The sequence below is a fragment of the Vibrio sp. Y58_MX_L22 genome (genome assembly GCF_024181865.1).
Lineage (GTDB): Bacteria > Pseudomonadota > Gammaproteobacteria > Enterobacterales > Vibrionaceae > Vibrio > Vibrio alginolyticus.
Genome location: NZ_JAMZAN010000001.1, coordinates 673073 through 688403, shown reverse-complemented (window position 1 = coordinate 688403; position 15331 = coordinate 673073). Strand labels below are relative to the sequence as shown.

Sequence of the window (15331 nt, the reverse complement as noted above, 5' to 3'; positions counted from 1 at the left end):
TGATTTTTACGCAGTAAGGTCTTATCTTATTTTGCGTTTTTGCCAGCTCCGTACCACTGAGTAGCGCCAAAGCCCTCGAATTCCGAAGTAGCCAATAATCGCGGATACAACCCCACAAATTGCGCAGCCCAATAGAAATGGAGGTCCAATGGTGCTCATTTGCTGCATGATGAATTCCCACGATAGTTCAAAGTGAAAAGGTTGCGGGGGAAGACGCATCACTAGAGCACCTAGCTTGTACGCAAAGTAAAATAGCACAGGCATAGTGATAGGATTGCTGATCCATACCAAAGCGACGGAGAGGGGCAGATTGACACCCAACATAATGGCCAAACCAGCGGCCATGATCATTTGGCTCGGCAGTGGAACAAAAGCCATAAATAACCCGACAGCAAAAGCCCCTGATGCCGAGCGGCGGTTTAAGCACCACAAGTTCGGGTTGTACAACACATTGCCGAAGACCTTCAATGCTTTTTGGCGTTTGATCAATTCATGATCTGGCATGAAGCGTTTTATCAGCTTTCTAGGCATAGGACAGCATGACTCTCTCAGAAAAAAGTTGGACCTTGGCGTTATTTGTAGCGAGCGTAATCTCGTCAGCTTGGTGGCCGACAATACCAGATTGGCGTTGGTTGCTGCTGGGAATAATAACCACTGGCTCAATAATCAAATTACGTCGTGGCTTAATTAGCATAGGCGCAATTGCGGGCTTTATGGTTGTCATCGTCCACGGCAATGTATTGGAGTCTCAGAGACAAGCCCTTTTTCAAGCAGGGGAGAATATTACCATAATTGGTAAAGTTGACAGCCCTTTTACGCAAATAAGTCACGGTTATGAAGGTATTGTCGCTATAGAAGCGGTAAATTCTCAAACTCTGTTACCTTTTCTTAAACCTAAAATCCGTCTTATTACGCCTTTTCCACTCGATGTTAACAGTGAGTTTACGACATCCATCTCGTTAAAGCCGATTACAGGTCTACGCAACGAAGCTGGCTTTGATGCTGAAAAGCACGCGATGGGTAAAAATATTATCGCCCGAGCGGTTGTTAACAAAGATGCTAAGTGGATTGTTCGTTCTAATGTATCTCTGCGTCAATCCATTATTGCCGATGTCGCTGATGATGTGTCTTCCCTTCATCATTTCTCGTTAATAAGTGCGTTAGTTTTTGCTGACCGTTCTTGGTTGTCTAAGGAAGATTGGCAAGCGCTCAGGGACAGTGGTTTACTGCATTTGGTCTCCATTTCTGGTTTACATATTGGTATGGCGTTTACTTTTGGGCTAGTCGTGGGCGGTACCGTTCGTTATCTATTACCCCAATACCAGTTGTTACCTAGCTTATATGGGCTGATCTTCGCTGTTGCCTACGCTTGGTTAGCGGATTTCTCTCTGCCTACTACGCGAGCAGTGTCGGTATGCGTTGTTTACGTTCTCCTGAAGTATACTCTGGTGCACTGGACTTCTTGGCGAGTTCTTTTGCTTGCAGTATCTCTACAACTGCTTGTCCAACCTTTTGCATCCTACAGTATGAGCTTTTGGTTATCATACCTCTCCGTTTGTGCGGTATTGTTCGCAATTAATTTGATTCGACATCAAAGGGGAGGTTGGAAAACGAAATTAAAAGCGGTATTGCTTACTCAATTGATGTTGAGCGCTTTAATCGTACCTGTTAGTGGCCATTTCTTTTCCGGTTTTAGTTTGTCCTCAATAGCCTACAACTTGGTATTTATTCCTTGGTTTGGATTTATCGTTGTACCTTTGATGTTCCTAGCCCTGTTCTCATCTTTGTTTCTTGAAATGATAGCGAAGCCTCTGTGGCATTTGGTGGACTGGTCATTACAGCCACTGAGCACGTCAATACAGTACGCAATAGGTTCTTGGCAACCTATTAGCATGGAAATGACAATGCTGGTTATGGCGATAGTGGTTTGCTTAATATTTCAACGGTTCATGTCTCAGTACGCGTGGTATTTGTTACTCGGCATCGTTATTAGTATCAAGCTTGCATCGGAGTATGAACCACATTGGCGTATCGATGTATTAGATGTAGGTCATGGCCTTGCAGTGGTTGTAGAAAAAGACGACAAGGTGTTGCTGTATGACACTGGTAAAGCATGGCAAAGCGGCAGTATCGCAGAGCAGGTCGTCACTCCGGTTTTGCATCAACGAGGTTATGAAAGCATAGATACACTGATTCTAAGCCATTCCGATAATGATCACGCAGGCGGCCGCTTTTTCATTGAAGATGCCTTTTCTCCACAGCGTAAACTTAGTAGTCAATTCTTTATCGAATATGAGCCTTGCACTAGAGGCGACCAATGGAAATGGCAAGGATTAAACATGGAAGTGCTCTGGCCTCCTGAACTTGTTCAACGTGCGTATAATCCGCACTCCTGTGTATTACGACTTACTGACCCTATTTCTAACTTTAGTATGCTTTTTACTGGTGATATTGAGGCCATTAGCGAGTGGATTTTGCTTAGAGAACCCGGAAAGTTACAAAGCGATGTGATGCTAGTCCCTCACCACGGGAGTAAAAGTTCATCGAATCCTCGATTTATTGAGGCGGTGAGCCCGAGTGTGGCAGTTGCTTCTTTAGCAAAAAACAATCGATGGGGAATGCCAGCGGAAAATGTCGTTGCTTCATACCGAAAGCTTGGCGTTACTTGGCTTGATACTGGTGAGGGTGGTCAGGTAAGCTTCTTTATTCACCGTGATAATTGGCGCTCAGAAACCAAACGTAGCGATACATTTGAGCCTTGGTATAGGCAGATGCTGCGTAAGGGAGTAGAATGAGAGTCTTAATGTAAGAAAATAAAGCACTTCTATGTCGATAAATACTGATGAAACGACTTGGCAGACGTTTAAGCGTCTATGGCAATTTATTCGCCTTTATAAGTCAGGTCTTGTCGTTGCAGTCATTGCATTAGTTATTAATGCCATATCAGATACCTATATGATTTCCCTGCTAAAACCACTACTCGATGAAGGTTTTGGGAACGCTGAATCTGATTTTTTACGCACGCTTCCATTGATTATTTTTGCCATGATGTTCATCCGTGGCATAAGTGGATTTGTCTCCACCTACTGTTTGAGCTGGGTATCTGGCAACGTAGTTATGCAAGTCCGTCGCATGGTGTTCAATCACTTTATGCATATGCCAGTGTCTTACTTTGATAAGGAAAAGACGGGCAATTTATTGTCGCGTATAACCTACGACTCAGAGCAAGTGTCAGCGGCAACTAGCCAAGCGTTGGTGAGCATTGTCCGTGAAGGCGCAAGTATCATTGGTCTGTTAGTTTTGATGTTTTACAACAGCTGGCAGTTGTCGCTAGTGCTGTTTGCTGTTGCTCCCGTTGTAGCATGGGGTATTGGTGTTGTTTCTAAACGTTTTAGAAAAATATCCAAAAATATGCAGACCATGATGGGTAACGTAACTGCATCAGCAGAGCAGATGCTGAAAGGTCATAAAGTTGTGTTGAGCTATGGCGGCCAAGACATCGAACGTAAACGATTTGAAAAAGTCAGCAACCAAATGCGTCAACAAAGCATGAAGTTGGTGACGGCTCAAGCGGCGGCTAACCCTATCATCCAAATGATTGCATCACTTGCAATTGTTGCCGTTCTTTATTTAGCAAGTATTGATTCGATTAAAGAGCAACTGACTCCAGGTACATTTACTGTTGTCTTCTCTGCAATGTTTGGTCTGATGCGCCCACTTAAAGCGCTGACTAACGTTACTTCTCAGTTCCAACGTGGTATGGCCGCGAGCCAAACGCTCTTCGCGTTAATTGACCTCGAGCCTGAGAAAAACGAAGGTAAGTTGACAGTTGAACGCGCAAATGGCGATGTTTCAGTTAAAAACGTAAGCTTTACTTACACTGGTGCAGAAAAACCAGCATTGGAAAATGTCAGCTTCGATATTCCAAGAGGAAAAACGGTGGCGCTAGTTGGCCGTTCTGGCTCAGGTAAAAGTACCATCGCGAACTTGTTCAACCGCTTCTATGATGTTGACAGTGGATCTATCACATTAGATGGGCATGATATTCGTGATTACGAGCTAAAGAATTTACGCCAGCAATTTGCACTAGTATCGCAAAATGTTCATTTGTTTAATGACACGATAGCAAACAATATTGCGTACGCAACGGATGGCCAATATGAGCGCAGTGATATCGAGAAAGCGGCAACACTCGCGCATGCGATGGAGTTCATCAGCAAAATGGATGATGGACTTGATACCATGATTGGTGAAAATGGTGCTAGCTTGTCTGGTGGTCAACGCCAACGTGTTGCGATTGCGCGAGCTCTATTGCGTGATGCTCCAGTGCTGATTCTTGATGAGGCAACTTCGGCTTTGGATACCGAATCCGAGCGAGCTATTCAAGCTGCACTTGATGAGCTGCAAAAAGATAAAACGGTACTTGTAATAGCGCACCGCTTATCCACAATCGAGAAAGCCGATGAAATTCTTGTGGTTGATGATGGTGCCATCATTGAACGTGGCAACCACGCTGAGCTTATTAAGAAAAATGGTGCGTATGCACAATTGCACCGTATTCAGTTTGGTGAATAAGCGCGGTGATTGAAAAAATCTGGTTTGAAAACCATCCAATAAAATACCTCTTGTGGCCGCTTTTGTGGCCACTGAGTTTATTATTTGGAACGATAAGCAAGTCAAAGCGAAAGCAATACCAAACTGGCCGCAAGCAAGCTTATAATGCGCCAATACCTGTTGTTGTGGTTGGCAATATCACTGCTGGTGGCAATGGTAAAACACCAGTTGTTGTGTGGCTTGTTGAGCAACTACAGCAAATGGGCTTTAAGCCGGGGGTTGTTTCTCGTGGTTATGGGGCAAAGGCTCCTGCCTATCCGTTAGTGCTAAAAGAAGATACGCCAGCGAAGCATTGTGGCGATGAACCTAAGTTGATTCATCGCCGTACAGGAGCACCTGTTGCGGTAGATCCTGTGCGTTCAAATGCAGTGAAAGCACTGCTAGATTTGGATGTGGATATCATAATTACGGATGATGGATTACAACATTATGCGTTAGGCCGTGATATTGAGTTAGTGATTGTGGATGGGAATCGCCGGTTTGGGAATGAAAGCCTGATTCCATTAGGTCCTTTACGTGAAGGTATTGAGCGACTTAAAGAAGTCGACTTTATCATCACCAATGGCGGTCAAGCGCATACGGGCGAAATCGCAATGGCTTTAGCACCCTCTAAAGCTATTAATCTTAAGACTAAGCAACATGTGGATGTCTCGGAGTTGAAAGATCTCGTCGCATTTGCGGGCATTGGGCATCCTCCGCGGTTTTTTCATACACTAAACTCGATGAACGCAGATGTTAAAGTCACAAAAGGTTTTGCTGACCATCAAGACTTTGATCAACAAGAATTAGAAGCATTGGCTCAACAAGGGACCAATGTGGTTATGACCGAGAAAGATGCCGTCAAGTGCAGCCATTATGCGCAAGATAATTGGTGGTATCTGCCTGTATCTGCCCAGTTTGAATCAAACGATGCAGAGCAAATTTTAAATAGAATAAAAGAGGTTAAAGCGGCTTATGGATCACCGTCTACTTGAGATTGTAGCTTGCCCTGTTTGCAAAGGTAAGCTGACGTACGATAAAGATAATCAAGAGTTGATCTGCAAATTGGATCGCCTTGCTTACCCGATCAAAGAGGGTATTCCAGTTCTGCTAGAGCCTGAAGCTCGCACTATGAGCATGGATGAGGGACGCTAATGTCTTTTACGGTTGTCATCCCTTCGCGCTACGCATCGAGCCGTTTGCCTGGTAAACCGCTAGCGGATATTGGTGGTAAGCCTATGGTTCAGTGGGTTTATGAACAAGCGCTACAAGCGGGTGCGGAAGATGTCATCGTTGCAACTGATGACGAGCGTGTTGCGAAAGCGGTTTCGTCATTTGGTGGTAAAGTTTGTATGACCTCTCCCCACCACGAATCAGGTACGGAGCGTCTTGCCGAAGTTGTTGAAAAGATGGCTATTCCGTCAGACCACATTATTGTTAATGTGCAAGGGGATGAGCCTTTGATTCCGCCGTCCATCATTCGTCAGGTTGCTGATAACTTATCTGGGTGTGAAGCCTCGATGGCGACGTTAGCTGTAGAAATAGACTCGGAAGAGGAAGTGTTCAACCCGAACGCTGTTAAAGTTGTCGCAGATGAGCAAGGCTATGCGATGTACTTTAGTCGAGCAACCATCCCCTGGGATCGCGATAACTTTGCTAAACAAGACAAAACCATTGCCAACCCATTAATGCGTCATATTGGTATTTATGCTTATCGAGCTGGTTTCATTAATACGTATGTCAACTGGGCACCAAGTGCATTAGAGCAGATTGAGTGTCTTGAGCAACTGCGAGTGCTTTGGTACGGTGAAAAAATTCATGTGGCGGTAGCGAAAGAAGCACCAGCAGCAGGCGTTGATACGCCCGAAGATCTAGAAGCCGTGCGCGCGATTGTTGAGAAGCAAGCGTAACAAATGCTCATATAGATTTAAGAATAAACAAGGCTCCTGAATTAGGAGCCTTTTTGTTTTACTTGTATCGCGGTATTAGTTAAATGTTAGTGTCGTATTGGTTCCGTTTAGGGCAGGTCGCTAACACCTCTCGGTGACCGGTGTCTTTCACTTCTTGGAGAATGACATCAAAGCCCCATAATCGATACACGTGCTTTAGAACTTCTTCGTAACTATCATCAAGTGGGATGCGGTTGTGAGGAACGTACTGCAACGTAAGCGAGCGATCACCACGGACATCGACATTAAACACCTGAATGTTTGGCTCAAGATTAGATAAGTTATACTGAGCAGCTAAGGTTTCTCTAATGCGTTTATAACCCATCTCATCGTGTATCGCAGCGACTTCAATAAAGTTCTTATGATCATCATCGTTGATCGCAAACAGCTTGAAATCACGCATTAATTTCGGAGAAAGGTATTGGCTAATAAAGCTTTCATCTTTGAAATTATGCATCGCGAAATGCACTGCATCTAACCAGTCGGTTCCTGCTAGGTCTGGAAACCACTCTTTGTCCTCATCAGTTGGTTCTTCACAGATACGCTTAATATCTCGGAACATGGCAAAGCCTAACGCGTAGGGGTTAATGCCATTAAAGTAAGGACTGTTATAAGGCGGCTGAGCCACGACACTGGTGTGGCTATGTAAGAACTCTAGAATGAATTTTTCAGACACCAAGCCCTCATCATAAAGATGGTTGAGTATGGTGTAGTGCCAGAACGTTGCCCAGCCCTCATTCATAACTTGCGTTTGTTTTTGCGGATAAAAATACTGACTGATCTTACGGACGATCCGAACAACTTCACGTTGCCACGGCTCTAGCAACGGCGCATGTTTTTCGAAGAAGTAGAGCAAGTTTTCCTGAGGCTCGCTTGGGAATCGCTCTTTAATGTCTTCCTCTTTCGTCTTGGCTGTCGGTACCGTGCGCCAAAGCTCATTAACTTGAGATTGTAGGTATGCTTCGCGTTCTTCTTGTCTTGCTTTTTCCTCTGTAATTGAGATTTTCTCTGGACGCTTGTAGCGGTCTACACCAAAGTTCATTAACGCGTGACAAGAGTCGAGCAGTTTTTCCACTTCTTTTACGCCATATCGTTCTTCACACTCGGCTAAATACTTTTTGGCGAACAGCAGATAGTCGATAATAGAGCTGGCGTCAGTCCACGTTTGGAATAGGTAATTACCTTTGAAAAAAGAGTTATGGCCGTAACACGCGTGCGCTATAACGAGTGCTTGCATTGTTACCGTATTTTCTTCCATCAAATAAGCAATACAAGGGTCGGAGTTAATCACAATCTCGTAGGCTAACCCCATTTGACCATGTTTATAGTTCTGCTCTGTTTGAATGAATTTTTTACCAAATGACCAGTGGTTGTAATTGATTGGCATGCCGATACTTGAATAGGCATCCATCATCTGTTCTGAAGTAATCACTTCTATTTGGTTAGGGTAAGTGTCTAGGCGATAATGCTCCGCGACACGCTTAATTTCTTTGTGGTAGCGCTCTAACAGCTCAAATGTCCAATCTGGTCCATCTGGCAACACTCTACTGTTACGCTTCTTAGGCGCCTCTCCTGAGAGGTTTCTCGTTGCGGTATTCATCGCTAGCCTCCTTACGCCGTTTCTTTTTGGAATAGTTCACGAAAGACTGGGAAAATATCCTCCACAGAGCGAATGTTTTTCATTGCGAAATTAGGAAACTCTTCAGTGAGTTTTTCGTACTCATGCCATAGAGTTTGGTGCGATCGCCGCGTGATCTCTATGTAAGAGTAATACTGACAGTTTGGAAGTAATTTGTTCACTAACAGATCCCGGCATCTTGGCGAATCATCTGCCCAGTTGTCACCGTCGGATGCTTGAGCTGCATATATGTTCCACTGACCAATCGGGTATCGCTCTTTTACTATTTCATCCATTAACTTGAGCGCGCTAGATACAATGGTACCCCCGGTTTCTTGTGAGTAGAAAAATTCGTGCTCGTCCACTTCCTTCGCTTGGGTATGGTGGCGGATAAAGACGACTTCGACATTCTCGTAGGTACGAGTTAAGAACAAGTACAAAAGAACATAGAAGCGTTTTGCGATGTCTTTCGTTGCCTGGTCCATCGAACCGGATACGTCCATTAGACAGAACATTACCGCTTGGCTCGATGGTACCGGGCGTTTCTCATAGTTCTTGAAGCGTAAGTCGAAGGTATCGATGAACGGCACGCTTTCGATTTTCTTGCGCAGTTCTTCAATTTCAGCCTTCAAGCGGTTCTCTTCAAACTGCTGAGCAGGTTCAATATTTTTGATGCGAGCAAGTTCGTCTTCTAACTCTTTAAGAAGTCGTTTCTTACCAGCAGTCATTGCAGTACGGCGCGCAAGAGATTGTTGCAGAGAACGAACTACGGCGATATTGGAAGGGATACCGGCAGTTTGAAAGCCTGCACGGTGTGTTTTCCATTCAGTGATTTTGGCAATTTGGTTTTTTTCTAGATTAGGCAGCTCGAGATCTTCGAACAAAATATCGAGGTACTCATCTTTTGATATTTGGAATACAAATTCGTCTTGGCCTTCTCCATCTGGACTGGCGTTTCCTTCTCCAGAGCCGCTACCTTGACCGCCACCTTTGGGACGCTCAATTTTATCACCAGTAATGAATTGGTCGTTACCGGGATGAACTCGTTCGCGAACACCACCTTTGCCTTGATGAAATATAGGCTCATTGATGTCTTTGTGAGGGATAGAGACGTCTTCGCCCGTTTCCGTATTCGTAATCGAGCGTCGATTCACTGCGTCTGCTACCGACTCTTTTATTTGCTCTTTGTGGCGCTTCAAGAAGCGCTGTCGATTAACAGCGCTCTTGTTCTTGCCATTGAGCCTTCGGTCTATAAATTGCGCCATGAAATAGCCCTCTTCATGTTTCACAAGCGACCTAACTCAATACTGGGTTAGGATGACTTACGTACTCGTAGGTACCACTCAGAAAGTAGGCGAACCTGTTTCTCGGTATAGCCTTTTTCCATCATGCGAGCGACAAAGTCGTCGTGCTTCTTCTGATCTTCAGAAGAGGTTTTCGCATTAAATGAGATAACCGGAAGTAGCTCTTCGGTATTGGAGAACATTTTCTTCTCGATTACTGTGCGCAGTTTTTCGTAGCTGGTCCAAACCGGGTTTTGACCATTGTTATTCGCTTTCGCACGAAGCACAAAGTTAACGATTTCGTTTCGGAAATCTTTCGGGTTAGAAATACCAGCTGTTTTTTCGATCTTCTCTAGCTCAGCATTCAGTGAAGAGCGATCAAATAGCTGACCAGTTTCTGGATCTCGGTACTCTTGGTCTTGAATCCAGAAGTCTGCATAGGTGACATATCGGTCGAAAATGTTTTGGCCGTACTCAGAGTAAGACTCAAGATAAGCGGTCTGAATCTCTTTACCGATAAATTCAACGTATCGAGGTACTAGGTAGCCTTTCAAGAACTCGAGATATTTCTCTGCTGTTTCAGCAGGGAACTGTTCGCGCTCAACCTGTTGTTCAATCACATAGAATAGATGTACAGGGTTGGCTGCCACTTCGGTTTGGTCGAAGTTAAATACGCGTGACAAAATCTTAAAGGCAAAACGTGTTGAGAGACCGTTCATGCCTTCATCGACACCAGCATAATCACGATACTCTTGATAGCTTTTTGCCTTTGGATCCGTATCTTTCAGCGTTTCACCGTCGTATACGCGCATCTTAGAGAAGATGGACGAGTTTTCAGGCTCTTTAAGTCGAGAAAGAATACTGAATTGTGCCAGAGTCTCGAGCGTGCTTGGTGAACAAGGGGCTTGAGACAACTCACTGTTTTCAAGAAGTTTTTGGTAGATTTTGACTTCTTCTGAAACACGTAGACAGTAAGGTACTTTCACAATATAAACACGGTCCAAGAACGCTTCATTGTTCTTGTTGTTACGGAAGGTCTGCCACTCAGATTCGTTTGAGTGAGCCAGAATCATACCGTCGAATGGAATCGCAGAAAGGCCTTCTGTACCGTTGAAGTTGCCTTCTTGCGTTGCTGTTAACAGCGGGTGAAGCACTTTGATTGGTGCTTTGAACATCTCAACGAATTCCATTAAACCTTGGTTTGCTTTACACAGCGCACCGGAGTAGCTGTAAGCGTCTGGATCGTCTTGCGAATAGTGTTCAAGCTTACGAATATCGACTTTACCAACCAATGATGAGATATCTTGGTTGTTTTCATCGCCTGGTTCAGTTTTGGCAATACCGATTTGGTCAAGGATAGAAGGACGTACTTTCACTACTTTAAATTTGGTGATATCACCACCAAACTCGTGAAGACGTTTAGCGGCCCACGGAGACATGATCGAGCGAAGATAACGGTGCTCTATGCCATATTCTTTTTTCAAAATATCGCCATCTTCTGTGGCTTTGAATAGGCAGAATGGATGGTCATTCACTGGGCTGCGTTCGCCGTTAGCAGTAAGAACATAAATAGGCATCTGTTCCATCAGAGCCTTAAGCTTTTCTGCAAGCGAAGACTTACCGCCACCTACAGGGCCGAGTAGGTAAAGAATCTGCTTACGCTCTTCTAGGCCTTGCGCCGCATGTTTTAGGTAAGACACAATTTGTTCTATGGCATCTTCCATGCCATAAAAGTCTTTAAAGGTTTCATAACGAGAGATAACACGATTCGAGAAGATTCGGCTTAGTCTCGGATCTTTTGCCGTATCGATTATCTCTGGTTCACCAATCGCCATCAGTAGGCGTTCTGCTGCATTAGCATAAGCGCTTTTGTCATCTTTACACAGGGCTAAAAACTCCTGTAACGACATCTCTTCATCTTTTGCAGCTTCATATCTTGATTGATAGTGGTCGAAAATACTCATGTCGCTTTCCCCTTTAATAGTCAGTCTACCGACGAACGTTGATTCAGGCTTTCCACCAACAGTTATGCTCGTTGTTGTTTGAATATACGTCCTGTTATCACATTTGGTTCGTACAGAATGTAAGATTGGCGACACCAAAGACTTTGCTTTATGGACGGTTTTTTCGTTACAACGGTGAGCGGTGGATATGAATTTTTCAATCACAGCCTTTCTCTACTTAAGCCTAGTCGGGGATTTGCAATTTTGCTTAACAATTATGAATTTATTGTAAAAGTGACATTTGAATCACTCTTTTATTAAGGACGAATTTATGTCGTGAATAGGTGCAATAGAAATCAAATATTTGGCAAAGACGGAAGAGTCTCAGTGATTCGTTGCTCTACATTGAGCAAGGCAAGTGAAAGAGGTAGGAAGAGAGCAAAGTCTTAGATAAGTTTGTGACAGGGTAAATAACAAGGAGAGCGGGCGCTCTCCTCATTCTTAGACGACCATTTTATGCGCTGAAGATTTGCGCTAGTTCGTTTTCACATAAATGATACTGACGAGGGCAGTTACGCCAAGTTTGCAGCATACGGCGGTATTTATCTAGCATCGGCATTTGGCTGTTAAAGTGATGATCTGCCTTGTCAAACTGAGGGTACAAACCTTCAGAATCGATGAGAAAACGTACGTAATGTACTTGTTGCGCTTCTGAAGCGATATCAAATCCCAAGAACTTCAAGCGGCGCTGATCTACGTTGCTGCGGTCTTCATCGTCTAGCATGTTGTAAGATTCTTGCATCGCATGATACATCTCCATAACGTCGATGATCTCACGACATTCTGCTTCTGAGAGGCAGCCGAAATCTTTGTTCAACTCTCGCATTTGTAGTTCATAACCACGTTCAACGATCGTTTGTAAGCGTTTGTATTTGGCCGCATTACTTGGATCAAGTTGAGACATAAGGTTGTATTGGTTTGATAGAATCAAACGTTGAGCGTTTGACATTTCCATGGTGACCTCACTAGATATCTAATACATTTTTAATGTGCTTAGGTTAACGCTTAAGACATGAGTGAAACATGATCTCAACACATATTTAATACTAAAAAATGGCAAGAACTGTCACTTTTGACCAGTTTGAAAACACTTATTTATGGTAATGATTGTATATGTAGTCTCGGTCTGAAAATACTCTCAGCCACTCTGGCTTGAATACGGTTAAAACCGCCAGTGCCATACCATTTAATAGACCTTCTGGAAAGGCGAGCAACGGCACAAAAACAAAGTAGTTATGTTGAATGGTTTCCCAATCGTAGTGACCAACTGATAGGTGATAAAAAGAGTTAATGATGAGGTGCAGACTTCCTGTTATCGCGCCATTGAAAAATCCAGCAACGAAGATGAAAACAAAAATGTTTCTTGGCAAGTAGTGGTAACTCAGAAGAAACACTAAGTAACTAATGAAAATCGGAATTAGGGCAGATAGAACTAACGATGTGGGTAAGAGTAACAATGACACATCATGTAGTAGGTGGTTGACCAGCATTGCAGGGATACTGATTAGAAATGCCATACGCCAACCATACATCATCGTCAGCGTTGTTAGTGCAAGAAAATGAATCTGTAATCCTTCTTTTACACCTGCTTGAGCTGTCCATAAAATACTGAAAAAGAAGAGCGTTGCAAAAACGAGGTGCTGAAATCCTTTTTCTTTTTCCAGTTTGGGCCAAACGACTTTTTTCCAATCTGGTAGGCAGTAGACTACTACTATCCAAATTGAGACAACAAGAGAGCCTAAGTTAAACAAATCCATGTTACTTCCTTCCTATGCGAACATGACGCAATCATTTCTATCGTTCTTTTTCTACCTAAATGACCGCAGAGAAACTCACTGATAAGGCTTAGATATAATCAAAAAAATACCAGCAATAAGCTGGTATTTTAAAGAGGTTAGTCTTGCGGTTCACTTAGTATTTTACGTTATCGTTGTATTGAGCAAGAATGGATTGAATTTCATCCATGGTTTCTTTCGGTGGCGGGTTTACGCCTTCGAGTGGGTATTCTAAGCCTAACGCTTCCCACTTATGAGCCCCTAATTTGTGGTAAGGAAGTAACTCGACCTTTTCGATGTTATCCATGTCTTTAATAAATTCACCAAGCATGTGTGCTGCTTCTGGGTCATCTGTGTAACCAGGCACGACGACATAGCGAATCCATGTTTTCTTTCCGATTTTTTGCAAGTAACGAGCAAAGTCCAATGTGCGTCGGTTGGATACACCGATGAGATCTTGGTGCACTTCGTCTTTCATGTGTTTGATGTCAAGCATGACTAAGTCTGTTGCATCCAGTACTTCATCGATAACATCAGTGTGCTTACGAACATAACCGTTAGTATCTAGACATGTATGAATGCCTTCGGCTTTAGCAGAGCGGAAAAAATCACGTACGAATTCCGGTTGAAGCATCGCTTCGCCGCCAGAACAAGTAACGCCACCACCTGATGCATTCATGAAGTGGCGGTAACTTTTCGCTTCGGAAATGATTTCTTCAACCGTGACTTCTTTGCCATCATGCGTGTCCCAAGTATCGCGGTTATGGCAATACTTACAGCGCATTAAACAACCTTGCAAGAAGACGATAAATCGAATACCAGGTCCGTCTACGGTACCACATGACTCAAATGAGTGAATACGACCAGCTGTTGACATCTTTTGCTCTCATTACTAGTAAATTCTAGCTGTTATTTTATTACAAAAAGCAGGGTTAAAACAGCTTTGTCGGTACTAAAGGCAAGGTTATTTGAAGAAAGAAAATAGATGGAGCCAATCTACATAAACGCTTGAACACGAGGTGGTTAATACCTACCCCGAGAACTTGCCGTGTATCTAGATTGACTTCGATGCTGGGATAATCCAGTTTTTAGAAAAAGGCGAACACGGAGAACGAGCCTGTCCCATAAACATCGGTTTGGGCTTCTTCATAATCCGGTGTTTTAATTGTAAAGGTGATGCTTGCACCGTAATTTTGGTTGTACCAAGATACCCCCGCGACGGCACTTGCTTGCCAATTTTGCAGTGTGACGTCGTATGGCGCTGACGGTTCAGGAATGCCAGGACGATCTCCTTCGATAGTCATGTCATTAAAGCGGTAACGACCTTCAAACCCGGTGAACAAGAACCAACTCGACGTGTTCTGAGCGATCATACTTGCTGAGAAAGGGCTTTCGACACTGATATTGGCGGCTCCGATGCTATTCGCTAGGTTTGTACCCCAACGAAACATGACGCCTTGAGAGACATCACTACGGAAGTTACCCGCATTGATGTCGTTAATGTTGGTAATCTCCCATTGTGTTTTTTGTTCTTCGCTGCGCATCAATTTGTTAAATACGCGGTAACCAAGGCTGAACGCAACTTTATCTTCAATCTGGTAATCCCAACCTTGAGGGTCCGTCGATCCTGTTATGCCGTGAACGATTTCTTGCGCCTTTTCTGATAGCGAACTTTCACCCGTAGCTCCTATGGTGAAATTGTACCGTACAGCTTTGTCACTCGTTAGGGAAAGGTAGTTGATTTCGGTGTGTAGGTAACCGGCATATGGGCGATCATTGATTAGTGGATAATCGGCTTCAATGTCGCTTGGAGTCCACATTTTGTGGCCAAGAACCAACTCTATTTTATCGATATTGGCGTGCTCTGAGTTAGCTAGACTCAGCCATTTCCATTGGCTTTCTTGTGTCAGTTGGTCTGTCGCGTAAGAAAGGAAAACACCATTCGTATAGTCTTGATCTACGCCAAAAATACCATCGTTGTCGATGGTAAAAGAAACCGTAGACTTAGTGGATGCTATTGCAACTGGAGAAAGAAGGGTAAGAATAATTAATTTACTAAATCTCATAGACTTTATTTGCTAACTTTTTTCGCATCATACGTAAGAATGCG

The 15331-nt window shown here is 43.8% G+C and carries 13 protein-coding genes; 5 read left to right on the top strand and 8 right to left on the bottom strand.

The genetic code is table 11. From position 1 onward, the window contains the following. Nucleotides 1-21: 21 nt before the first annotated feature. Entirely contained in the window at nucleotides 22-531 is a 510-nt protein-coding gene (locus tag NL626_RS02930; RefSeq protein ID WP_005387834.1) for a DUF2062 domain-containing protein, read from the bottom strand. An 8-nt stretch (nucleotides 532-539) separates the two neighbouring features. Between NL626_RS02930 and NL626_RS02925 the strand changes: the two genes are divergently transcribed. From NL626_RS02925 to kdsB, 5 genes are read left to right on the top strand one after another with little or no spacing between them, the layout of a single operon-like run. Then, nucleotides 540-2795 (top strand): DNA internalization-related competence protein ComEC/Rec2, encoded by a 2256-nt coding sequence (locus tag NL626_RS02925; RefSeq protein WP_239945353.1) that lies wholly within the window; start codon nucleotides 540-542, stop codon nucleotides 2793-2795. Between the two features lie 31 nt (nucleotides 2796-2826). Beyond that, complete coding sequence (msbA, locus tag NL626_RS02920; RefSeq protein WP_186584398.1) at nucleotides 2827-4575, top strand: lipid A ABC transporter ATP-binding protein/permease MsbA; 1749 nt, start codon at nucleotides 2827-2829, stop codon at nucleotides 4573-4575. Nucleotides 4576-4580: 5 nt separating this feature from the next. Then, a complete protein-coding gene (gene lpxK / locus NL626_RS02915; RefSeq protein ID WP_017820019.1) occupies nucleotides 4581-5588 on the top strand; it encodes a tetraacyldisaccharide 4'-kinase in 1008 nt (335 codons plus the stop codon). Beyond that, nucleotides 5569-5748 carry a Trm112 family protein gene (locus tag NL626_RS02910; protein ID WP_005378451.1) on the top strand — a complete coding sequence of 60 codons (180 nt, stop codon included), beginning with the start codon at nucleotides 5569-5571 and terminating at the stop codon, nucleotides 5746-5748. The genes lpxK and NL626_RS02910 overlap by 20 nt, the downstream gene beginning before the upstream one ends. Continuing rightward, nucleotides 5748-6503 (top strand): 3-deoxy-manno-octulosonate cytidylyltransferase, encoded by a 756-nt coding sequence (gene kdsB / locus NL626_RS02905; protein ID WP_239945354.1) that lies wholly within the window; start codon nucleotides 5748-5750, stop codon nucleotides 6501-6503. The genes NL626_RS02910 and kdsB overlap by 1 nt, the downstream gene beginning before the upstream one ends. A 79-nt stretch (nucleotides 6504-6582) precedes the next feature. On the opposite strand, the gene NL626_RS02900 is transcribed toward kdsB, so the two are convergent. The 7 genes from NL626_RS02900 to NL626_RS02870 all read right to left on the bottom strand — a co-directional run bounded on the left by NL626_RS02900 (nucleotide 6583) and on the right by NL626_RS02870 (nucleotide 15287). Then, nucleotides 6583-8142 (bottom strand): SpoVR family protein, encoded by a 1560-nt coding sequence (locus NL626_RS02900; RefSeq protein WP_064376274.1) that lies wholly within the window; start codon nucleotides 8140-8142, stop codon nucleotides 6583-6585. Between the two features lie 11 nt (nucleotides 8143-8153). After that, nucleotides 8154-9425: a YeaH/YhbH family protein gene (locus NL626_RS02895; RefSeq protein WP_005378448.1), complete on the bottom strand. Its 1272-nt coding sequence runs from the start codon at nucleotides 9423-9425 to the stop codon at nucleotides 8154-8156. A 47-nt stretch (nucleotides 9426-9472) separates the two neighbouring features. Beyond that, entirely contained in the window at nucleotides 9473-11407 is a 1935-nt protein-coding gene (locus NL626_RS02890; RefSeq protein WP_005378447.1) for a PrkA family serine protein kinase, read from the bottom strand. A 493-nt stretch (nucleotides 11408-11900) separates the two neighbouring features. Next, a complete protein-coding gene (locus NL626_RS02885) occupies nucleotides 11901-12401 on the bottom strand; it encodes a YfbU family protein (RefSeq protein ID WP_005378446.1) in 501 nt (166 codons plus the stop codon). A 136-nt stretch (nucleotides 12402-12537) separates the two neighbouring features. Further along, nucleotides 12538-13203: an energy-coupling factor ABC transporter permease gene (locus NL626_RS02880; protein ID WP_054575461.1), complete on the bottom strand. Its 666-nt coding sequence runs from the start codon at nucleotides 13201-13203 to the stop codon at nucleotides 12538-12540. 154 nt (nucleotides 13204-13357) lie between these two features. Then, nucleotides 13358-14098, bottom strand: coding sequence for a pyruvate formate lyase 1-activating protein (gene pflA, locus NL626_RS02875; RefSeq protein WP_253656969.1), 741 nt, complete (start codon nucleotides 14096-14098; stop codon nucleotides 13358-13360). Nucleotides 14099-14309: 211 nt separating this feature from the next. Further along, complete coding sequence (locus tag NL626_RS02870) at nucleotides 14310-15287, bottom strand: lipid A deacylase LpxR family protein (RefSeq protein WP_005387855.1); 978 nt, start codon at nucleotides 15285-15287, stop codon at nucleotides 14310-14312. Between the last annotated feature and the right edge of the window lie 44 nt (nucleotides 15288-15331).